Raw genomic sequence first — 20,616 nt, 5'->3', positions numbered from 1 at the left:
CTCCTTATTTTTTTCTTTGTGTAAATGCTGTGACACTTACACTTAAAATGATAATGCCACCCGTAATAACGGTCTGCCAATAGGAAGAAATATTTAATAAATTCAACCCATTTTGAATAACGGCCAATAAAATCACCCCCATTATTGTTCCTGATAGCGTCCCTTTTCCCCCCGATAAACTTGCGCCGCCTAATACAACGGCTGCTAATACGGTTAATTCATAACCCAGTAATGAATCCGGTGCAACTGATTGTACCGTATAAGATTGTACAACACCTGCAAGACCAGCCATTAATCCCATATAACCATAAACAACCAAATATAGATAAAGCAAATTGAATCCCATTCTAGTAGTCGCTTCTTTATTTCCACCTAAGGCATAAATCTTACGACCTAGCGTTAATTTATTTGTTATTACAGCCGTCAGTAATATTGCAAATATGGCAACAAGAATTTGAAAAGATAATCCATATTCAAATCCCTCTAAAGTAGTTTGTTTAAATAATATAACCTCTTGCTGAAACCATTCTGGGAAATCATACAGCCAAACACCCTTAGTCACATATAATAATCCACCATAAAAAATATTGAGTGTTGAAATAGTAATAATAATTGAAGGTACATTTAATTTATGAACAATAATGCCATTAATCAATCCAAATAAAATACCGACTGTACCGGCACTAATGAAAACACCAAATAACCCAATATCATATTGTTGTATTAACCCAACCATTATATACTGGGCGATGATTGTTATTGCAGGAAATGAAATATCAATACCACCGGAAATGAGTACGACAAATAAACCACAAGCTAATATCATCAACATCGCATAGTTATTGATTACATCGTAAATATTTTCAATAGAAAGAAAATCTTGGGTAAAAAAACTAAGTAATGTACATAATACAAATAATGTAATAAATAGGATTTTATTGTTCGTATTTTTCATAGACCAGTTCCTCGATATCTTGCTCAGTACAATTTGACGGCATAAATTCTGCAATGATTTCCCCTTTTTTCATAACCAATACACGATGACTATAATAATAGGCTTCTTCTATTTCATCGGTCACAAAAATAACAGTAATGCCTTGTTCTGCAAGAGATTGAATAATTTGAAAAATCCCCTCTTTATTAGCAACATCGACACCGATAGTGGGTGAGTCTAAAATAATCACTTTAGGGTTGATTGCCAACCACTTGGCAATAGAAACCCGCTGAGCATTACCACCTGATAATGTATTAACCGGAAGATCAGGATCCGATACTTTAATTTTTAATGACTGAATAAGTTGATTTGTATATTGACGGGCTTTATGTGATTGAATAATTCCAAAAGGATTAATAATGCGCTTAAATATGGTTGAAATAATATTATGATGAATAGATTCTTGCATAATCAAGCCGGTATTCATTCGATCTTCCGAAACATAAACAATCCCTTTTGCAATTGCCTCACGGTTATTGTTAATTTTTGTTGGTTCGCCGTTTAAATAACATTCTCCACTCGTTGGCTGTGTAATACCGAATAAACTCAGACAAAGTTCCGTTCTACCGGCACCGAGTAAACCGACTAAAGACACAATCTCTCCTTTTTTAATGGAAAAATTAATATTCCGGTATTGATGCTCTCGGGTCAGGTTTCTTACATCAAGTACTGTCGGATATTGTGAAAAATCCGGCAAATTTAACCGCACTTTATTGATTTCCAATCCACTCATAAGAAAAGCCAAACGCTTCTCATCCATCTCTTTAATAGGATATTTACCCACCATATTACCGTCTTTCAGAACTAATACGCTGTCAGATACCGTCATCACTTCTTTTAATCGATGGCTGACAAAAATAATACTAATTCCTTTACTTTTTAGCTTAATCACCACATCAAGTAGATGATTGACTTCCTTTGCAGTTAATGAAGCCGTTGGTTCATCCATAATTAACAACTTGGCGTTTTGTGCCAATGCCCGACAAATCGCAACCAATTGTTGTCGAGCAATCGGTAAATTCTCAACAAGATCATCTAAATTCAAATCCGCATTAATGCTATCAATTGCTTGGCGAGCAATTTCTCGTATTTTTTGTGAACTTACCCAACCGAATTGGCGATACGTATTCATCGCAATATTTTCTGCAACACTCAAGTTAGGAAAAAGAGATAAATCCTGATAGATAACTTGAATACCTTTGTTAATAGATTCTTCCGGTGTTAGTTTATCGTATTGACTTGCGCCAATCTGAATTTCCGCCCCCCGATCCGGTTGATAAACCCCTGATAAAATCTTAATTAATGTTGATTTTCCACAGCCGTTTTGCCCAGCTAAACAAAGTGCTTCGCCATAATTTAATGATAATTCAACCTGATTTAAGGCTTTTACGCCATTAAAGGTTTTACTAATGTTACGCATTGAAATAAAAGACATATAATCTCCTTTAGCGGAAACCGGGTTCAAAAGAACCCGGTAGAATTTTAGTTAATATAGGTTATCTATATTTTCTTGAGTTACCTTCAATACGTTGTGGAATTGCAATAGTTTTCTCTCTTGATCTACTTTAGCTTGGCCAACATTTGGAATGACCAATCCCTCTTCAATTTTTTCTCCTTTCAATACTTTTGCCGCCACTGCTGCTAAAGCATAGCCTGCATTCGCCGGATCATAAGTAATCCCCATTGTAATATTACCGCTCTTAATTAAAGAAGCGGCTTGTGAAGGAATCATCATACCGAAAACATTTAACTTACCTTTTAATCGTTTTTCTTTTACTGCGAGCCCTGCTCCAATCGGACCTTGTGAACCGAAAGAAATGACCGCTTTAAGATCAGGATGAGCTTTTACTAAATCAATCGTCGTACGACGGGCATCATTAATATTCTCTGCCACCGGCATTCTGCTAGTTACCTCAAACATATCTGGATAATGTTGTTTTTGATATTTCACAAAAAGATCCGCCCAAAGGTTATGTTGTGGAACGGTTAAACTCCCGACATAGAGTACATACCCCCCTTTGCCGCCTAATGATTTTGCCACCTCTTCAACATAATCCGCTGCAAATTGGGTATTATCAATAATTTCAATATCCCAGTCAGCACTCGGTTGACCAACCGATTCATTAGTTAATATAACAATACCGTTTTGTTTGGCCTTTTTCAGTACGGGTTCTAATGCACTGGCATCATTAGGTACAATAGAAATCGCACTGACTTTCTTAGCGATTAAATCTTCAATTAATTTCACCTGCTGAGGAGCATCGGTATTTGATGGCCCCACCTGATAAGCATTAATATGATTATCTTTGCCCGCTTGAACAACCCCTTCAGCCATACGGTTAAACCAAGGCATACCATCAATTTTTGAAATATTTACCACATCACTTGCAATCGCTGAACTGCAACAAGCAAATGTAAAAAGACCGGAAAGTAAGAAATGTTTGAATGTTGGCTTTTTCATAAGATTTTCCTCATAAAATGAATAATTCCTTAACTTACAACAGCAATTAAGGCTATTAAATATCTTAGTAATTTAATTCAAAAAGCATAGGTAACTTTCTGTTAAGAATATGGAAAAATCCGCTACAGCCAATAAAGTGAGAAATGGATCACATTTTAATTTCACCACTCAACTCACCAACACGAAATTGAGAGGGCGAAAGTGCGGTATGTTTTTTGAAAATTTTTGAAAAGTACAGAGAATCCTCATAACCTAAGGACTTTGCAATTTTATGGACTGGTAAACTCGAGAAGTAAAGCAATTTTTTCGCCTCGCTAATACGTTGCTGTTCACGCCATTGAATCAATCCAATTCCTAGAGATTGTTTAAATAAATGTGAAAGACGAGACTCAGATAAAAAGACCTGATTAGCAAAATATTCAACACTCCAATTTTGTGACAAATTTTCTAAAATTAGATCGCAAACCTTTAATATTCTGCTATCTATTGGTGAAGCATCTTTAATATTCTCCACTGAAACACACTTCATCAGTAAATATTCCAACAACCCGGAATTCATTTCCTTTTTAAGCAAATCATTTGACTCAGACTCTTGTGCAATTTTACTGAAAAGTTGGCTAATTTCTTGAAAAGAAAGCATTTCATTGATAACAATACGCCCAATATTTTCCTTACAATTTGTCCAATTCAACCATTTTAGCCACCGTGGTTTGGGATGAAAATAAATCCATTTATAATGCCAATATTGATATTCGGATTGGCGATAGTAATGCTGAAGCGTATTCGGTGGAAACAGTACAAGTTGCCCTCGTTTAACGGAAAAAAATTGCTTTCCATCAAACACTTTTCCATGTCCAAAGGTAGTGAGTTGTAACATATATCCTTTCATACCTTCCGGACGATCAACGATAAAATCCAGATAATTCCCTTTTTCTATTTGGATAATGCCTGCAACCAAATCCAATTTAGTCCGTCCATCTGACAAGTCCAATTCATCAAATTTCATAAAAGATGAGATTCCTTAATAAAAAATATTTCTCATTTAAAACCAACCGCACTTTTAACGCAATAAAAAATGTTTTGGTAAGCGTTTGAACCGATCGAATTTGTTCTGTTAATCAGTAAAAGAAATTACTGATGAATTAACCACAGAATAAGAAAAAGGGGCTAGAAATTCGCCCCAATATACTGAAATGAAATTATGGATTGATTTTGCGACGTGCAATCACCGCATCAGACAGCTGCTTGAGTAAGCTCTCCGTATCTTCCCAACCGATACAAGCATCGGTGATGCTTTGTCCGTAAGTAGCGGCTTTGCCATTGACTAAATCTTGGCGACCTTCAACCAAGTGGCTTTCTACCATCACCCCAAAGATTTGTTTTGAACCGCTGGCGATTTGTTTGCTGACATCTTCACAAACGTCCATTTGTTTTTTGAATTGTTTACTGCTATTGGCATGACTAAAATCGACCATAACATGCGGAACACGACCGGTTTTTTCAATTTCTGCGCAGACTTTTGCCACATCTTCGGCACTGTAATTTGGCCCTTTATCCCCACCACGTAAAATAATGTGGCAATCTTCATTACCTTTGGTAGAAACAATGGCTGAATGACCAAATTTAGTGACCGATAAGAAATTATGGGGTGCTTCTGCTGAACCAACCGCATCTAATGCCACTTTTACCCCACCATTCGTCGCATTTTTGAAACCAACAGCGCAAGATAAACCGGAAGCTAATTCACGGTGAACCTGCGATTCAGTAGTACGTGCACCAATCGCCCCCCAGCTCATAAAATCCGCAACATATTGTGGTGTAATCATATCTAAAAATTCACCGGCAGACGGTACACCAAGATTATTAATATCAGAGAGTAATTTACGGGCAATGCGCAAACCGTCATTCAAACGATAAGTATCATTTAAGTAAGGGTCATTGATCAATCCTTTCCAACCTACTGTGGTGCGTGGTTTTTCAAAATAAACACGCATAATAATTTCTAGGCTGTCTTTATATTTTTCACGTAGGGGTTTTAAACGATTGGCATATTCAAGCGCCGCTTTAGGATCATGAATGGAGCATGGACCGATAATCACTAATAATCGATCATCTTTACCATGAATAATATTATGTGTTTCTTGGCGGGTTTGTTTAACGAGTGCCGCTGCTTCTTCGCTAGCGGGGAATTTTTCTAATAGGGCGATAGGCGGTAAAACCTGATCAATCTTTTCGATACGTGTATCATCATTTGCGACGACGATTTTAATTTTTTCTTTTGTCATACATCACTCTCTTATATTTTTTAAGTATTGTGTTTGAAAATTGCAAATACTCTACACTTATTTTCTGTACTAGTAAACTAGTTCATTGTAAAAGTTCCAATATTGTTTAATGGCTGCTCAACACCCGAGCCGGTTGAAGTTTGGCTGCTCGACTTGCCGGATAAAAGCTCGCCAAGAGACTTAAGACTAACGCTGCCACTAAAACTAACAAAACATCTTGCCAACGAAGCTCGCTAGGAAGAAAATCGACAAAATAAATGCCGTCCGATAGCAATTTCTTTCCGAGTAAATATTCTAAGCCTTGAATAAGCGAAGTTAAATTCAACGCCAAAATCACGCCAAGAACGATACCTATTAAACACCCTTTCATTCCTGCTTGCAAGCCGTACCAGATAAAAATACGTTTAATAAATCCATTATTTGCACCTAATGTACGCATAATAGCAATATCGCCTTGCCTATCTTTTACCGCCATCATCAAGGTGGAAACAATATTGAAACAGGCAACCCCGATCACAAGCACCATGGCAATATACATCACGGTACGAATAAGCTGGATATCACGATACATATAGCCAAATTTAGCAATCCAATTTTGTACATAAAGCAACTGCGGATAATCGCTCAACTCAGAATAGTTGAGAACTTGAACCTTAAAAGGATCGGCAACTTTAAGCTCTACGCCGGTAATTTGGTCTGCTCGATAACCCAATAATTCTTGCGCTTGTGGAAGTGAAAGTAAGGCATAGCTGTGATCAAGCTGACCGTCTAAACGCAAAATACCTGTCACTTGAACACGTTCACGATGAGGTTGGGATAGCAGCTCTTCCCCATTTGGTTGTGAAATCAGCAAGGAAACCCAATCTCCTTCTTTTATCTCAAGCTCTTTCGCAATACCGGAACCAAGTACTAACCCGCCTTCTTTCTCAAACTGTTGCCAGCCATTCCCCTCGACAAACTTTCCGAGTGAACTCACCTGATCTTGTGTGGTTTTATCCACGCCTTTTACCTGTACCACTTTCAGTTTACTGCCGTTCTCAACCAATGCCGTAAAACTGACAAAAGGGGAAAGTGAGGTTATTTTTTCATTTGTTTTTAAACGTGCTGCGAGATTTTGCCAATGATTAATCGTTTTCTCATGAATATTTTCATTCACCGTAATTTCAGCATGAGGAACCACGGCTAAAATGCGTTGATTTAATTCCCGTTCAAAGCCATTCATGGTACTTAAACCAACAATCAGCACAGCTACGCCCAAAGCAATGCCAATTGCTGAGAATTTGGCAATCAATGCCACCAAAGGATTTTTCTGCTTACCACGCTGATAACGCCAGCTAATAAAAAACGGAGTGTTCATTCTACGTCTTCCCTTAATACCCCATCTTGCATCGTAAGACGGCGGGATAATTTTTCAGCTAACCCCATATCATGGGTAACGAGTAAAAAAGCGATACTTTGTTCCTGATTCAAGGCTTGAATTAACTCGAAAATGCTTTCCGTTGTTTTATGATCTAAATTTCCCGTTGGTTCGTCTGCCAACACTAAAGCTGGATGATTTACCAAGGCACGGGCAATGGCAACACGCTGGCGTTCACCACCTGAAAGCGCTGACGGGCGATGAGAAATACGATGGCTTAATCCCACTGCATTGAGCATTTTTTCTGCACAGTCTTTCGCTTCTGTTTTATTTTGACGACCAATCAACATTGGCATCATCACATTTTCAAGAGCTGAAAAATCTGCCATCAAATGATGAAATTGATACACAAAACCCAAATTCTGATTTCTCAATTTCGCTAATTCTGATTCCGAGGCTTTTTGCAGTGATTGGCCTTTAATAAACACTTCCCCACTACTTGGCTGATCTAAACCGCCTAAAGTATGTAAAAGCGTACTTTTTCCAGAACCAGAACTGCCGACAATTGCTACCAATTCATTCGGTTTCATGGCAAAAGACACCCCTTTTAGGACTTGAGTTTGGTCATCACCTTCTTGATAAAATTTACTGATATTTTCACACTGTAATAAATATTGACTCATACTTTACTCATAACGCAATGCTTCCGCCGGCTCTGTTTTTGCCGCACGATAAGCAGGATAAATAGTGGATAATAAAGATAATAAAAGAGAGAACGCAATAACAAAGCAAATTTGCCAAGCTCCTAGTTCGGTAGGCAAAAAAACACTGTTTGGATTGACCGCACTTATGATCGTTGTCAAGTTTAGGGTAATCAATATGCCCAATATTGACCCAATCAACGTACCGACCAACCCCACGAGCAACCCTTGGTAAATAAACACTGAACGTACTTGTGATTTCGTCAGCCCTTGGGTTTGTAAAATAGCGATTTCCCCTTGTTTGTCCACCACCATGAGACTCAAAGAGGTGACGATATTAGAAATGGCAACCACGATAATCAGGCTAATCAATAACCCCATCATATTTTTTTCCATACGCACAGCTTGGAAAAATTCGCCTTTTTGTACACGCCAATCAGTGATTTGTTGCTGAGGGAAATAAGCGGGTAATTCAGTAATTAAAAAAGGATCAGTCAAGAACAAACGATAGCCCTGTGCCTGTTCCGGTTGAATACGCATTAATCGCCCAATATCCGATAAATTGGCAAAGGCTTCGTAACCAGATGCTTCGCTATAATCAAAGTAAATATCACTCACAGTAAATAAACGTTGCATCGGCACGCGCCCAAAGGGAGTGTATTGGCTATTTTCCGTAATCATTAAGCGGATTTTATCACCAACATTGATACCAAGTTTTTGTGCCAATTGATTGCCAATTATCAATTTAAATTCACCTGTGGGCAATAAAGTTTCAAAAGGAATACGATCTTGGCCTTCTAATAAAGGATCATCAGAAAAGGATTGTACACCAATCACCTGCCCCGCACTCACGCCTTTAGTTGTTTGATAAATCACTTTTGTGGTGTTAATCGGTACGGCTTTTTGCACAAAGTGCGGTAGATTTTCTAACGGTTTTTTTGTGGAAATTGGTTGCTCTTGACTAATAATGGCATGTGGAATGGAGGAAAGCACTTGTTGCTTTTGATACCCCTCCAGTCCATTCATCACCGAAAGTACGATAATCAGCGCCATCACACCTAAAACAATGCCCAAGCTGGCGAGGCTCGTCACTAATCGCCCAAAACGATCCGCACTTTTCGCTCGCCAATAACGTAAGGCAATATAAAGAGAAATGGGTAAATTCATATTACTTTTGGTTTAATTGTGCGACAAAATCTTCCATATTTTGCGTAACTTTTTTCACTAATGTCGTCACCGCACTATCACTTGCCCACGCAATGTGTGGGGTAATAATTAAGTTTGGCATGGTTTTTGCCGCAAGTATCAACGGATTGTCTTTTTCCGGTGGTTCTTTAATCATCACATCTAAGGCAGCACCACCCAAATGCCCACTTGTTAATGCGTTTAATAAGGCGATTTCATCCACTAAAGGCCCACGTCCTGTATTGATTAAGAATGCCCCTTTTTTCATTTGTGACAGGGTTTCAGCATTGATTAAATTTTCAGTTGTTTGAGTCAATGGACAATGTAAAGTCAATATATCCGCTTGCTTTAATACCTCATTAAAAGGCGTATATCCCTCACGGCAAGTTGTCATATCTTTATGCTCTGCGTAAAGCACATTCATTCCCAATGCTTTAGCCAAACGCCCGACTTCAGAACCTAAACACCCCTTTCCTACGATACCAAGGGTAGAACCCCGCACATCGGTAATCGGATAATCGAAGTAACAAAACTGTTGGCTTTCCCCCCATTTGGCAGAAGTTTGATCACGCAACCAACCGGCAAGACTGTGTTTTAAGGAGAAAATCAACCCCATTACGTGTTCGGGGACGGTGACACTGGAGTACCCTGTCACATTTTTGACTTCAACCCCTAATTCTTTTGCTGCAATTAAGTCAATGTTATTAGTACCTGTTGCAGTAATTGCAATAAGTTTAAGTTTTGGGAGCTGTTCAAGCGTTTTACGATCAAAAATGACTTTACTGGTAATCACAATATCTGCATTTTTCGCCCGTTCAATAGTTTGATCAGCAGAGGTATGAGGGTATTCAATCCATTCATGCTCAAAACTTGGACGAGGAATAGGAATATGTTTTGGAATAGCGGTACTGTCTAAAAATACGATTTGCATCATGTTCTCCTTTTTTATTAAAAAAAGCGCGATCAAAATTTCGGTATTATGTAGTGAATACACAAAACAGTTATTTCAATGAAATGACTGCGTGTGTCCAATTATCACATATTTTATAGCGGACACCCGCAGTGTGTCCCTACAAATAATCCAGAAAACCTTCCTATTTTTAACCGCACTTCGCTATTAAATTGATGTATCCAATTCAGGGAAAGATTTAACTAAATCGTCAATGGCTTTCATTTGTGAAACAAAACCTTCCAAAGCTGACAATGGTAAGGCTGACGGCCCATCACATTTGGCTTGATTCGGATTTGGATGGGCTTCTAAAAATAAACCGGCAATTCCTACTGCTAAACCTGAACGGGCAAGCTCCGTTACTTGCTCACGGCGACCACCTGACGCCGCCCCAAACGGATCACGACATTGCAGTGAATGGGTTACATCAAAGATCACCGGGCTACCTTTTGACACTTTTTTCATCACACTAAAACCAAGCATATCGACGATTAAATTATCATAGCCAAAATTTGTCCCACGATCACAAAGAATCACTTGATCATTACCGCATTCTTCTATTTTTTCCACAATATTCCCCATTTGCCCCGGGCTTAAAAACTGTGGTTTTTTTACATTAATCACGGCACCTGTTCGAGCCATTGCTTCCACCAGATCCGTTTGACGGGCTAAAAATGCCGGAAGTTGAATCACATCCACGACATCTGCCACAGGCTGACATTGGTAAATTTCATGCACATCGGTGATGATTTTCACCCCAAATGTGGCTTTCAATTCTTGGAAAATTTTTAAACCTTCTTCCATACCCGGCCCTCGGTATGAATGAATAGATGAACGATTGGCTTTGTCAAAAGAGGCTTTAAACACATAAGGTACGTTTAGTTTTTCTGTCACCTTCACATAGCTCTCACACACTTGCATCGCCATATCACGGCTTTCAAGTACATTCATTCCGCCAAAAAGAACAAAAGGTTTGTCGTTTGCCAACTCAATATGACCAATTTTTACTAATTTATTTTGCATAAGTTTTCCTTCTTAATGAATAACTTGGCGATCTTTATCAATCTCGCCTTTGAGTTCTAATAGTTGTACCCGAATCAATGCGGCAGTGGGATCTTGCGAACATTTATCGACAAAATACTCTAGATCTTTCAATGCTTGGGAATATGCCCCCATCTGAGCCAATACTAAACCACGATCGCGGATATTATGGGGATCATCAGATTGATGAACTAATGATTCAATATAACGAAACGCCATATCATTATGTTCTTCACGAATGAGGGCATTTTTGGCAAGCTGTTCAAAGCGAGAAAAGAGCTGTTGAATATCTGCACGATCAAGTTCCTCAGATTGGATCTTTGCACCAAATCCAAAAGCTCCTTCATAAAGCTGCTGTAATTTTTCTTGAGAAATGTAGTTTCCATTCCAAGGATCGATAAATGCCACTTGCTCATCCACTTCAGCACGCAAAATTAATTGCGTTGGGAAATTGACAGGATAGATCGGTAAATCTAAGGCTTCCGCAAGGTATAAGATAATTGCCCCAAGGCTCACCGGCATGCCCTCACGATATTCTAAGACATAGGGTAAATAGAGATTTCGAGCATAAAAATAATGTTCAGGATCACAATGAAAACCCCAGTCACCATAGACCAATTGTAATAAATGATGAATACGATCTTCTACCGCCCAATCCGGTGAAATTTCACTACGCGCTTTACGTACCAAATGTCCCATTTTAGCGCGTAGCTGTGCTTCAATGTTCCCTTCATTCTCGGAAATAATATGATAAAAGCTCACAAATTTATCGTATAACGCTCGTTTATAATACTTCATAATTGTCCCAAAAACCGTATGTCACGCGCTCATTGTCGCCATAATCCCGCAAGGTTGCAATGTTTTCCCAATGATTTTCAACGAAAATTGACCGCACTTTTTCACCTTGTTGCCAACCATGTTCCACTAATAATGCTCCGCTATTTTTTAAATAAGCGGGTGCGAATTTGATAATATGTTGCAAATCCCCATAACCTTGTTCGGAAGCAACCAAAGCAGAAAGCGGTTCAAAGCGTATATCACCTTGATTTAAATGTTCATCTTTTTCATCAATATAAGGAGGATTGCTGACAATCAAATCATACTTCCCCTCTACATTTTCAAACCATTGACTTTGGAAAAAAGCAACATTGAGTTGATTTTTTTCCGCATTGGATTTTGCCAATTCCACCGCATTCGGGATCAAATCCACCCCAATAATTTTTAATTCGGTCTGCTGTTTTTCACAAATTGGCATTAATTCTGATGCCAACGCTAAAGCAATCGCTCCCGTTCCCGTGCCGAGATCCAATATAGCAAAGTACGGTGGATTTTTCTGGAGTTTTTCCTTCGCTATCATCAAGGCTTTCTCCACTAAAATTTCTGTGTCAGGACGAGGGATTAAGGTGCTTTTAGACACATTTAATGATAATGACCAAAATTCTTTTTCACCTAAAATATAGGCAATGGGCTCCCCCTTTAAACGACGAGCCAAAAGTGCGGTTAAATTTGACCGCACTTTTTCATCAATCTCCGTTTCATCAAAAGCTAAAATTTGTGTACGGGATTTTCCGGTGGCAAATTGTAATAACACCAAGGCATCAGTTTTGCCGTTTTCATCAGGATTGGCTTGACTTAAGGCTTCCGAGGCTTGTTTCAACCATTGTCGATAATTCATTATTTTTTGTCTTGAACTACTACAGTACCAATCACTAAATCGGTTAAAGAGCGACGATCATCACGTATAAGCGCGACAATTCCACTGATAAGGATTAAAAAACTTGTCCATGCAAGCAATTGATCAATCAGCTCACGCCCAATATATTTGCCAAACACTATCGGCTGTTGGGTTTGATAATCAAAAACACGTAATCCTAGCCAACGTTTTGCCATTGTCTGCCCGTAAGTTTTCATAAAATAGATCTGTAAACCTAAATACAACAAGATAGAAAGAAATCCGGTAAAGTCTCCAAATATAAAGCCGATCGTTAATATAGCCCATAAAATCACGCCGTTAATCATACTGGCAAGCCAGCGTTTAAAACGGCTCGCCAACACCGGCTGTGAAGTTTGGGAAAATGAAGAAAATTCCGCATCTTGCACTTTTTGATCCTTTGGATTTTCAACTAACATTTTATTGCTCCCTAAAAGTAAAAAAGAGCATCTGAGATCAGATGCCCTACTCGTTAATTTGTTTCAGATAATGCCGCCAATTGGTCCGCTTGATATTCGGTGATAATCGGCTGAATCAGTTCATCAATTTTACCATTCATCACCTCATCTAAACGATAAATCGTTAAATTGATGCGATGATCGGTAACGCGACCTTGCGGATAGTTATAAGTACGAATTTTATCGGAACGATCGCCTGAACCTAATAAATTACGGCGCATATCCGTTTGTTCTGCCGCTTGGCGTTCTTGCTCCGCTTGGACAATGCGTGAGGCAAGCACCGACATGGCCTTAGCTTTATTTTTATGCTGTGAACGTTCATCTTGACATTCTACCACTATCCCCGTTGGAATATGGGTGATACGCACCGCGGAATCTGTCGTATTAACGTGCTGACCACCTGCACCGGACGAACGATAAGTATCAATACGCAAATCGGCAGGATTAATTTCCGGCATTTCTGATTCCGGTAATTCCGGCATAACCGCCACAGTACAAGCAGAAGTATGAATACGACCTTGAGATTCGGTTTTTGGCACGCGTTGTACACGATGACCGCCGGATTCAAATTTTAACTGACCATATACGCCATCACCGCTCACTTTTACAATCACTTCTTTATAGCCGCCCTGCTCACTTTCATTCGCACTCAACATTTCTACACGCCAACGTTTACTTTCTGCATAGCGGCTGTACATACGAAATAAATCACCGGCAAAAATTCCCGCTTCATCCCCACCTGTTCCGGCACGAATTTCCAAATAGCAGTTGTATTCATCATTCGGATCTTTTGGCAATAAAAGGATTTGAAGTTGCTGTTCCACTTCTTCAATTTCTGTTTTGGATTCTTCAATTTCCATTTGTGCCATTTCTTTCATTTCCGGATCATCTAACAACATTTCCGCTTCTTCAATGTTGTTATTAAGCTGTGTCCAGCGATGAAAACATTTCACCACATCTTCAAGTTGTGCATATTCTTTGGAATAGGCACGGAATTTATCCTGATCACTAATCACTGAGGCATCACCAAGTAATGCCTCTAATTCTTCATAACGTTCTTTTAAACTTTCAAGTTTTGCAATAATGGAATCTTTCATAAATCGTCTTAAGTTAAAGCAGAAATAAAACCGACACATTCTAGCTGATTTTAGGAAAAATTTACAGCGTGCAAAGTGCGGTCAAAGAAACAAAGTTTTTGAACGTTGGCTTTACCATTATGGCGAAGCCATAAATAATCGTATAAAACCAACCGCACTTTTAAATACGCGTCACATCAAATTTGCTCAAATCAATACGATCTTCCGTGCCATAAAAATCCGCCAAGGCTTTTCGTAAGGTCTCCGCCCGTTTTGGTAAGCCTTTTTCTGCATAACTTTTTACTTGTTCATACACGGCTTGTTTAAAAGGTTGGGTATCACCGGGATTACCATTAAGATTATCCGCACTGGCAAAATAGCGAAAACCAGCGGCGGTTGCCAAAATCCATTCCAATGCCTGCGGTTTTACTTCGACTTTTTCAAAATCACGCTGACGCGCTTCCGAGCGGCCGTCCGGCTCATACCAATAGCCGAAATCTTCCAATTTACGGCGCTCTTTGCCGGCAACCAACCAATGGGCGATTTCATGCAATGCGCTGCTATAAAAACCCCGTGCAAAATAGATTGCATGGTATGGCACATTTTCATTTGCCGGAATGTAAATAGGTTCTTCGCCCCCTTTTACAAGGCGGGTATTATATTCTTGTTCAAAACATTGATTAAAAATTGCGATAATATCATCGAGTTGATGTTCCATTACTTCTCCAGCACCTATCCCATAGAAAGGGGCGAATTATATCACCAAAGGGTCATTTGCTCATGTTTATTTTCTTCGGGTAAATTAACGTGTAATCCAATTAATCGTACTGACTTTCCCTTACTCCGTTGCCAAATCTGAGTTAATAGATGTTGAAACCCTGATAATGACAATGGCAAGCCTGTTTTTTCTAAAGTGGTCACTTGAAAATCCTCAAATTTAAGTTTTACTCCTATTTTGCGAAATGAGGATAACGGTGTATTTGGCACGCTACGTTCAAGACGGTGAATGAGTTCGGTGTAAAGTTTATCCAGCAACACAATACCTTGCTCCAGATGATGGATATTTTCTATCAACGTACGTTCTACGCCCACAGATTTACGTTCCCGATAAGGTTGCACTTCCCGTTCATCAATGCCATGGCTAAAATCCCAAATCCGCTTGCCTATTTTGCCAAATTGATTGAGTAATACGGTTTGATCTAATCATTGAACATCAGCACAGGTTTCAAGCCCCATTTCTAATAAACGCTGTGATGTGATTTTTCCCACACCGGGGATTTTCTTTAAAGGCAAGGTTTTAACAAATTCCTCTACCTCGTCCGGTTTAATTACAAATTGTCCGTTCGGTTTATTCATATCAGAGGCAATTTTGGCAAGAAATTTAAGAGGAGCAATACCTGCCGATGCCGTCAGTTTGAGTTCGTCAAAAATCGCTTGGCGAATTTCTTGTGCAATCCAAGTGGCGGAACCTGAACATTTTTCGCAATCCGTCACATCCAGATAGGCCTCATCCAATGAAAGAGGTTCAATGATGTTGGTATAACGGCGAAAAATTTGATGGATTTGCAACGAAACCTGTTTGTATAACGGCATATTGACGGGTACAAGAATAAGATTCGGACATTTTTTCACTGCCTGTGCGGTTGGCATTGCGCTATGTAAACCAAATTTTCTCGCTTCATAATTACATGTTGTTAAAACACCACGCTGGCGGGAACTTCCACCAACAGCAACAGGTTTTCCTCGCAAAGCAGGGTTATCACGAATCTCTACCGAAGCATAAAAACAATCCATATCAATATGAATAATTTTGCGAGTGAAAAACATAAATCAAAGTGCGGTTAAAAAAACAGGTGTTTAGTATAACGGGAAGAAAACCACTGTTCAACCATACATATAAAATAAGCCTACACATTGGCAGGCTTAAGCTAGGAGGAAATGATTAACGTTCGTGAAGTTCTTTTTTATCACTAAAACGAATAATCCGATCAATTGGGTAAACATCAATTCTAGATTGAGAATCCATAAAAATCGGTCTGAATTTTTCTTGAATCTGCACAAAAGGAATTTGTAAATTAATTGATAATGAATGCCCCGGCATTAATGGTGATGTAAGATCCAGTTTCATATCTTGATTATGAATCACTTCACGTTTGCTCACATAAGCATTGAGCCATTGAATAGCTGAAATGGGTTTATTACCAATATTTGTCACTACATATTTAAATACAGCTAACGCCTGACCATTATTATCAACAGTTAATTGACGATTCTCAATATGAATTGAGACAGCTTGTGAAACAGACTTCATTTCAGCCACACTTTCTTTTTTGGTAGCAACTTTTACCTCCTCTTTTTTAGTAGGAAGAGCAGAAGCATTTATCGCTAAAAATAATGCACTCATCGAAGCAATAACAAGAGATGTCAAATTTTTCATTCTATTTTTCCTTTCAATAAAAAGTGGGCGAATTCTAACCCAATAAAAAAGCTTTATGAATAGATTCTTTTACTTCGCATCTTTTTTTGATAAACTTACGCCCAATTTGGGGCTGATTCTGGATTCGACGGGATTAGCAAAGCCCAAGGTGCACGTCGAGGTGCGGTAGGCCTCGTAAATAAACCGCAAAAAAATAGTCGCAAACGACGAACAATACGCTTTAGCAGCTTAATAACCTGCATTTAGCCTTTGCGCCCTAGCTTCCGCTCGTAAGACGGGGATAACGCGGAGTCAAACCAAAACGAGATCGTGTGGAAGCCGCCGTTTGAGGATCGAAGCATTAAATTGAATCAAACTGGCTTAAGTTTAGCGTGTCTGTCCGCATACTTAAGTGAAATCAAAGATCGACTAAACGTGTAGTACTGAAGGTAGAGTAATTTCGGACGCGGGTTCAACTCCCGCCAGCTCCACCAAATTGAAATCTAACACAATCCAATAAGAACCGATAAAGCCTTGAAAATACTCACTTCAAGGCTTTTTTATTATCTAATAATGAGAGCTAATTTTAAGAGAAAAGCTATTTCGGGAATAAAATCAGCTTAAAAGAGAATAAATACTGAATTATACTCTTTTGAAATCAACATGAACCAATTTTGGTTTAAACGGGTGACGTTGCATGGCTTGCACTTTCACAGCAACTTCTTTACCGTCAATGACAAGTGTAATCACATCAGAGTAGAAAGAATCATGAACTTGTGCATTGTTTAGTTCATCGTGATTTAAGATGATTGAAACCGGTGCTTCCTTACCACCATAAACAATAGCAGGAATTTGACCATTATGACGCAGACGGCGGCTCGCACCCGTACCTTGCGCTACACGAACTTCAGCGTTAAATTTAAATGCCATTTTGATGTTCTCTTTAAAATAAGATTAAAAATTAAAAAGTTGCAGGCGACCCAACAACTTTCCTGAATTGTCCCAAAGTCCTGACTTTGAGGGCGCAGATTATAAAATATCCTCTCCACCAAGGCAAACTTTTTCTAGGATATTCAGTCAGAAAAGATTAGAATACCTCCCAATTTTTACCCATTGAGAGAATGAAAATAGCAGGCAAAAATGGAATTTCTTATTAGTTTTTTTACTGATTACGGCTACTGGGCTGTACTTTTTGTTTTGATTATCTGTGGCTTTGGTGTTCCTATTCCGGAAGATATAACCCTTGTTTCAGGTGGTGTCATCGCCGGGCTCTATCCCGAAAGTATTAATTCCCATGTCATGTTGTTAGTCAGTATGTTCGGCGTACTTGCCGGTGATTCCTGTATGTATTGGCTAGGTCGAATTTATGGCACAAAAATTTTACGTTTCAGACCAATGAGAAAAATTGTCACCTTAAAACGTTTAAAAATGGTACGTGAAAAATTCGCTCAGTATGGTAATCGGGTGCTATTTATCGCTCGCTTTCTCCCAGGCTTAAGAGCGCCAATTTATATGGTTTCAGGCATTACACGTCGAGTAAGCTACGCCCGTTTTGTGTTCATTGATTTCTGTGCAGCCATTATTTCTGTGCCAATTTGGGTGTACCTTGGAGAATTTGGGGCGAGAAATTTAGATTGGCTACATGAGCAAATACAGAAGGGTCAAATGGTTATTTACATATTGGTTGCTGCTGTTGCCCTATTCTTAGTTTGGAAGTGGAAAAAATCGAAAAAACAGAAAAATTAATTTTATAAAAGAGCGGTCAAAAAAAGTAAGATTTTTCGATATTATCTAGCAAATGCACAAAAACAGAAACTTCAACGACATGTAGGGACACACACAGTGTGTCCCTCCCCAAAACATTTAAGTGCGAGCCGCTAAATAACGCTCTACCGTATCAACAATTGCTTGAGTTTGAGGATCAATTTCAATATTGACCACATCCCCTATTTTTCGCTGCCCCATCAAGGTTCTTTGTAATGTTTCAGGGATCAAATTCACGCAAAATTGATTGTCTTTCACTTCACCAATGGTCAAGCTAATACCATCTACCGCCACAAAACCTTTGGTTAAAATATATTTCATGACTTCCATATTCGGTAATTTAAACCAAATTTGGCGATTGTTTTCGGTTGTGATGATGTCGGAAATCACCGCAGTACAATAAACATGACCGGATAGAATATGCCCACCAATTTCAGCGCCCATTTGCATAGCGCGTTCAATATTAACGAAATCACCTGCCTTTAGTTCGCCCAGATTGGTAATTCGTAAGGTTTCTTTCATTAAATCGAAACTCACTAAATCACCATTTATTTCTGTTACCGTTAAACACACACCATTATTTGCCACAGACGCACCAATTTCTAACCCTTTTTGCATTTCTGGTGGTAATTTTACGACCTGTGTTCTAAAATGTGCCTTTTCTTTTATTGAATGAATCGGGGCAATTCCCTGTACAATTCCTGTAAACATAAATTTTCCTCAATCAAATTTTTTGCATAGTATATCAAACTTATGAATTTTCGTCTTTTATCCGAATATCACGCTGATATTAAAAAACTAATTAAAATCGCTATTCCGATTCTGTTAGCACAAATCGCTCAAAACTCAATGGGGCTTGTGGATACCATTATGGCAGGGCGAGTAAGTTCTACGGATATGGCGGCCATTTCTGTCGGTGCGTCTATTTGGCTGCCTTTAGTTCTCTTCGGGCATGGTTTATTACTTGCCTTACCTCCGACTATTTCCTATTTGAATGGTTCGGGACAACGCCATCGTATCGCCCATCAAGTCCGTCAAGGTATTTGGATCGCACTTTCAAGTAGTATTCCACTTGGATTGTTTATTTATCACAGTGACTTTGTCTTACAATTTATGCAAATGGAGCCTCAAATGGCACAAATTGCACGAGACTATCTGCATGCCATGGTGTGGGGACTACCCGCTTATTTATTGCTGATTAATTTTCGTTGTTTAAATGATGGCATTGCAAAAACTAAGCCGGCGATGCTCATCACCTTTCTTGGGCTAATGCTAAACATTCCACTCAACTATATTTTAATTTACGGTAAACTCGGTATGCCAGCACTAGGGGCGGTGGGATGTGGTGTAGCAACAGCAATCGTGAACTGGTCAATGTGTTTAATGATGATTGGCTACTCTTACTTTAATCGTCAAGAACGTCAATTAAAAGTCTTTAGCCAACTCATTGAAAAACCTAACGTGGCGATATTAAAGAAACTCTTACAACTTGGTTTACCCATTGCTATCGCACTTTGCTGTGAAGTGGCACTTTTTGCGATTACTGCATTATTGCTTTCTCCACTTGGCGCAACCATTGTGGCAAGTCATCAAATTGCGTTAAATACCAGTTCCTTTATTTTTATGTTTCCGATGTCAATTGGTATGGCTACCACAATTCTAGTGGGACAAGCTCTCGGCTCAGGTTCACCAAAAAAAGCGAAAAATATCGCTTACTCAGCCATTATTCTTGGTTTAACCGTCACACTCATCACCTCATTTATTACCGTATTCTTTCGCTATGAAATTGCAGGCATTTTTGTAACAGATAAAACTGTGATTAGTATGGCCGCCGGTTTATTGCTTATTGCAGCAATTTACCAGTTTTCAGATACGATACAAGTCGTTGTAAGCGGAGTGTTACGTGGTTATAAAGATACTAAAGTCATTCTCTATATCACCCTTTTTGCCTATTGGGTGATCGGTGTGCCGTTGGGCTATACACTCGCGCGAACGGATTTGCTTATCCCAAATATTGGTGCTCAAGGTTTCTGGATTGCCTTTGTCGTTTCTCTGACCTTTGCCGCCGTGTTATTATTCTATCGGATGAGAAAAATACAAGGTTTGAGTGATGATGTATTGATGGCTCGATTAGAAAAACTGAAATAAAGCAATTCGCCTAAAAATGCGCTCTTTCAATTTATTAATGAAAAATCAAAGCATTAAGAAACAAAGTGCG

General features: G+C 39.0%; 20 protein-coding genes, 1 other RNA gene and 1 pseudogene. 3 read left to right on the top strand and 19 right to left on the bottom strand.

The window, feature by feature from the left end; translation table 11 throughout:
* Positions 1–4: 4 nt before the first annotated feature.
* The 17 genes and pseudogenes from E4T92_RS09655 to E4T92_RS09575 all read right to left on the bottom strand — a co-directional run bounded on the left by E4T92_RS09655 (position 5) and on the right by E4T92_RS09575 (position 16,655).
* Entirely contained in the window at positions 5–955 is a 951-nt protein-coding gene (locus E4T92_RS09655; RefSeq protein WP_135094494.1) for an ABC transporter permease, read from the bottom strand.
* Positions 936–2,429, bottom strand: a complete 1,494-nt coding sequence (locus E4T92_RS09650) for a sugar ABC transporter ATP-binding protein (RefSeq protein WP_135094492.1) — start codon at positions 2,427–2,429, stop codon at positions 936–938. The genes E4T92_RS09655 and E4T92_RS09650 overlap by 20 nt, the downstream gene beginning before the upstream one ends.
* A 51-nt stretch (positions 2,430–2,480) precedes the next feature.
* Positions 2,481–3,455, bottom strand: a complete 975-nt coding sequence (locus E4T92_RS09645; RefSeq protein ID WP_135094490.1) for a substrate-binding domain-containing protein — start codon at positions 3,453–3,455, stop codon at positions 2,481–2,483.
* A 148-nt stretch (positions 3,456–3,603) separates the two neighbouring features.
* Entirely contained in the window at positions 3,604–4,461 is an 858-nt protein-coding gene (gene araC / locus E4T92_RS09640) for an arabinose operon transcriptional regulator AraC (RefSeq protein ID WP_077544060.1), read from the bottom strand.
* 193 nt (positions 4,462–4,654) lie between these two features.
* Positions 4,655–5,740: a 3-deoxy-7-phosphoheptulonate synthase AroG gene (gene aroG, locus E4T92_RS09635; RefSeq protein WP_135094487.1), complete on the bottom strand. Its 1,086-nt coding sequence runs from the start codon at positions 5,738–5,740 to the stop codon at positions 4,655–4,657.
* A gap of 106 nt (positions 5,741–5,846) precedes the next feature.
* Positions 5,847–7,097 carry a lipoprotein-releasing ABC transporter permease subunit LolE gene (gene lolE / locus E4T92_RS09630; protein WP_135094485.1) on the bottom strand — a complete coding sequence of 417 codons (1,251 nt, stop codon included), beginning with the start codon at positions 7,095–7,097 and terminating at the stop codon, positions 5,847–5,849.
* Positions 7,094–7,780: a lipoprotein-releasing ABC transporter ATP-binding protein LolD gene (gene lolD / locus E4T92_RS09625; protein WP_135094483.1), complete on the bottom strand. Its 687-nt coding sequence runs from the start codon at positions 7,778–7,780 to the stop codon at positions 7,094–7,096. The genes lolE and lolD overlap by 4 nt, the downstream gene beginning before the upstream one ends.
* Before the next feature lie 3 nt (positions 7,781–7,783).
* The gene (locus tag E4T92_RS09620) at positions 7,784–8,965 is read right to left on the bottom strand and encodes a lipoprotein-releasing ABC transporter permease subunit (RefSeq protein ID WP_135094481.1); all 1,182 of its coding nucleotides are present in this window, start codon (positions 8,963–8,965) and stop codon (positions 7,784–7,786) included.
* A 1-nt stretch (position 8,966) separates the two neighbouring features.
* The gene (locus tag E4T92_RS09615) at positions 8,967–9,914 is read right to left on the bottom strand and encodes a 2-hydroxyacid dehydrogenase (protein WP_135094479.1); all 948 of its coding nucleotides are present in this window, start codon (positions 9,912–9,914) and stop codon (positions 8,967–8,969) included.
* Positions 9,915–10,100: 186 nt separating this feature from the next.
* A complete protein-coding gene (gene kdsA / locus E4T92_RS09610) occupies positions 10,101–10,955 on the bottom strand; it encodes a 3-deoxy-8-phosphooctulonate synthase (RefSeq protein WP_135094477.1) in 855 nt (284 codons plus the stop codon).
* 12 nt (positions 10,956–10,967) lie between these two features.
* Entirely contained in the window at positions 10,968–11,771 is an 804-nt protein-coding gene (locus tag E4T92_RS09605; RefSeq protein ID WP_135094475.1) for a SirB1 family protein, read from the bottom strand.
* Positions 11,758–12,648 carry a peptide chain release factor N(5)-glutamine methyltransferase gene (gene prmC, locus E4T92_RS09600; protein ID WP_135094473.1) on the bottom strand — a complete coding sequence of 297 codons (891 nt, stop codon included), beginning with the start codon at positions 12,646–12,648 and terminating at the stop codon, positions 11,758–11,760. The genes E4T92_RS09605 and prmC overlap by 14 nt, the downstream gene beginning before the upstream one ends.
* Positions 12,648–13,103, bottom strand: coding sequence for an RDD family protein (locus tag E4T92_RS09595; RefSeq protein ID WP_135094471.1), 456 nt, complete (start codon positions 13,101–13,103; stop codon positions 12,648–12,650). The genes prmC and E4T92_RS09595 overlap by 1 nt, the downstream gene beginning before the upstream one ends.
* A gap of 53 nt (positions 13,104–13,156) precedes the next feature.
* On the bottom strand, positions 13,157–14,239 hold the full coding sequence (prfA, locus tag E4T92_RS09590) for a peptide chain release factor 1 (RefSeq protein ID WP_135094469.1): 1,083 nt from the start codon (positions 14,237–14,239) through the stop codon (positions 13,157–13,159).
* 160 nt (positions 14,240–14,399) lie between these two features.
* Complete coding sequence (locus tag E4T92_RS09585; protein WP_135094467.1) at positions 14,400–14,936, bottom strand: elongation factor P hydroxylase; 537 nt, start codon at positions 14,934–14,936, stop codon at positions 14,400–14,402.
* Positions 14,937–14,977: 41 nt separating this feature from the next.
* Positions 14,978–16,045 (bottom strand): annotated as a pseudogene (gene dinB, locus E4T92_RS09580) (DNA polymerase IV).
* Positions 16,046–16,160: 115 nt separating this feature from the next.
* A complete protein-coding gene (locus tag E4T92_RS09575) occupies positions 16,161–16,655 on the bottom strand; it encodes a hypothetical protein (RefSeq protein ID WP_135094465.1) in 495 nt (164 codons plus the stop codon).
* A gap of 108 nt (positions 16,656–16,763) precedes the next feature.
* Here E4T92_RS09575 and ssrA point away from each other — a divergent pair.
* Positions 16,764–17,128, top strand: a transfer-messenger RNA (tmRNA) gene (ssrA, locus tag E4T92_RS09570).
* Positions 17,129–17,276: 148 nt separating this feature from the next.
* On the opposite strand, the gene rplY is transcribed toward ssrA, so the two are convergent.
* Positions 17,277–17,564, bottom strand: coding sequence for a 50S ribosomal protein L25 (gene rplY, locus E4T92_RS09565; protein WP_077541991.1), 288 nt, complete (start codon positions 17,562–17,564; stop codon positions 17,277–17,279).
* A gap of 210 nt (positions 17,565–17,774) precedes the next feature.
* On the opposite strand from rplY, the gene E4T92_RS09560 reads away from it, so the two are divergent.
* On the top strand, positions 17,775–18,380 hold the full coding sequence (locus E4T92_RS09560; RefSeq protein WP_077541990.1) for a DedA family protein: 606 nt from the start codon (positions 17,775–17,777) through the stop codon (positions 18,378–18,380).
* Between the two features lie 117 nt (positions 18,381–18,497).
* On the opposite strand, the gene E4T92_RS09555 is transcribed toward E4T92_RS09560, so the two are convergent.
* Positions 18,498–19,109, bottom strand: a complete 612-nt coding sequence (locus E4T92_RS09555) for a riboflavin synthase subunit alpha (protein WP_135094463.1) — start codon at positions 19,107–19,109, stop codon at positions 18,498–18,500.
* 42 nt (positions 19,110–19,151) lie between these two features.
* Between E4T92_RS09555 and E4T92_RS09550 the strand changes: the two genes are divergently transcribed.
* On the top strand, positions 19,152–20,546 hold the full coding sequence (locus E4T92_RS09550) for an MATE family efflux transporter (RefSeq protein WP_135094461.1): 1,395 nt from the start codon (positions 19,152–19,154) through the stop codon (positions 20,544–20,546).
* The last annotated feature ends 70 nt before the right edge of the window (positions 20,547–20,616 follow it).

The sequence above is a fragment of the Pasteurella sp. WM03 genome (assembly GCF_004570945.1).
Lineage (GTDB): Bacteria > Pseudomonadota > Gammaproteobacteria > Enterobacterales > Pasteurellaceae > Rodentibacter.
The sequence above is the reverse complement of the archived record's forward strand: the minus strand, read 5'-3'. Positions and strand labels throughout refer to the sequence as shown.

Excerpts from the sequence above, each read along its gene's own strand:
- E4T92_RS09655 (WP_135094494.1), bottom strand. The coding sequence starts at position 955 with ATGAAAAATACGAACAATAAAATCCTATTTATTACATTATTTGTATTA.
- E4T92_RS09650 (WP_135094492.1), bottom strand. The coding sequence starts at position 2,429 with ATGTCTTTTATTTCAATGCGTAACATTAGTAAAACCTTTAATGGCGTA.
- E4T92_RS09645 (WP_135094490.1), bottom strand. The coding sequence starts at position 3,455 with ATGAAAAAGCCAACATTCAAACATTTCTTACTTTCCGGTCTTTTTACA.
- araC (WP_077544060.1), bottom strand. The coding sequence starts at position 4,461 with ATGAAATTTGATGAATTGGACTTGTCAGATGGACGGACTAAATTGGAT.
- aroG (WP_135094487.1), bottom strand. The coding sequence starts at position 5,740 with ATGACAAAAGAAAAAATTAAAATCGTCGTCGCAAATGATGATACACGT.
- lolE (WP_135094485.1), bottom strand. The coding sequence starts at position 7,097 with ATGAACACTCCGTTTTTTATTAGCTGGCGTTATCAGCGTGGTAAGCAG.
- lolD (WP_135094483.1), bottom strand. The coding sequence starts at position 7,780 with ATGAGTCAATATTTATTACAGTGTGAAAATATCAGTAAATTTTATCAA.
- E4T92_RS09620 (WP_135094481.1), bottom strand. The coding sequence starts at position 8,965 with ATGAATTTACCCATTTCTCTTTATATTGCCTTACGTTATTGGCGAGCG.
- E4T92_RS09615 (WP_135094479.1), bottom strand. The coding sequence starts at position 9,914 with ATGCAAATCGTATTTTTAGACAGTACCGCTATTCCAAAACATATTCCT.
- kdsA (WP_135094477.1), bottom strand. The coding sequence starts at position 10,955 with ATGCAAAATAAATTAGTAAAAATTGGTCATATTGAGTTGGCAAACGAC.
- E4T92_RS09605 (WP_135094475.1), bottom strand. The coding sequence starts at position 11,771 with ATGAAGTATTATAAACGAGCGTTATACGATAAATTTGTGAGCTTTTAT.
- prmC (WP_135094473.1), bottom strand. The coding sequence starts at position 12,648 with ATGAATTATCGACAATGGTTGAAACAAGCCTCGGAAGCCTTAAGTCAA.
- E4T92_RS09595 (WP_135094471.1), bottom strand. The coding sequence starts at position 13,103 with ATGTTAGTTGAAAATCCAAAGGATCAAAAAGTGCAAGATGCGGAATTT.
- prfA (WP_135094469.1), bottom strand. The coding sequence starts at position 14,239 with ATGAAAGATTCCATTATTGCAAAACTTGAAAGTTTAAAAGAACGTTAT.
- E4T92_RS09585 (WP_135094467.1), bottom strand. The coding sequence starts at position 14,936 with ATGGAACATCAACTCGATGATATTATCGCAATTTTTAATCAATGTTTT.
- E4T92_RS09575 (WP_135094465.1), bottom strand. The coding sequence starts at position 16,655 with ATGAAAAATTTGACATCTCTTGTTATTGCTTCGATGAGTGCATTATTT.
- rplY (WP_077541991.1), bottom strand. The coding sequence starts at position 17,564 with ATGGCATTTAAATTTAACGCTGAAGTTCGTGTAGCGCAAGGTACGGGT.
- E4T92_RS09560 (WP_077541990.1), top strand. The coding sequence starts at position 17,775 with ATGGAATTTCTTATTAGTTTTTTTACTGATTACGGCTACTGGGCTGTA.
- E4T92_RS09555 (WP_135094463.1), bottom strand. The coding sequence starts at position 19,109 with ATGTTTACAGGAATTGTACAGGGAATTGCCCCGATTCATTCAATAAAA.
- E4T92_RS09550 (WP_135094461.1), top strand. The coding sequence starts at position 19,152 with ATGAATTTTCGTCTTTTATCCGAATATCACGCTGATATTAAAAAACTA.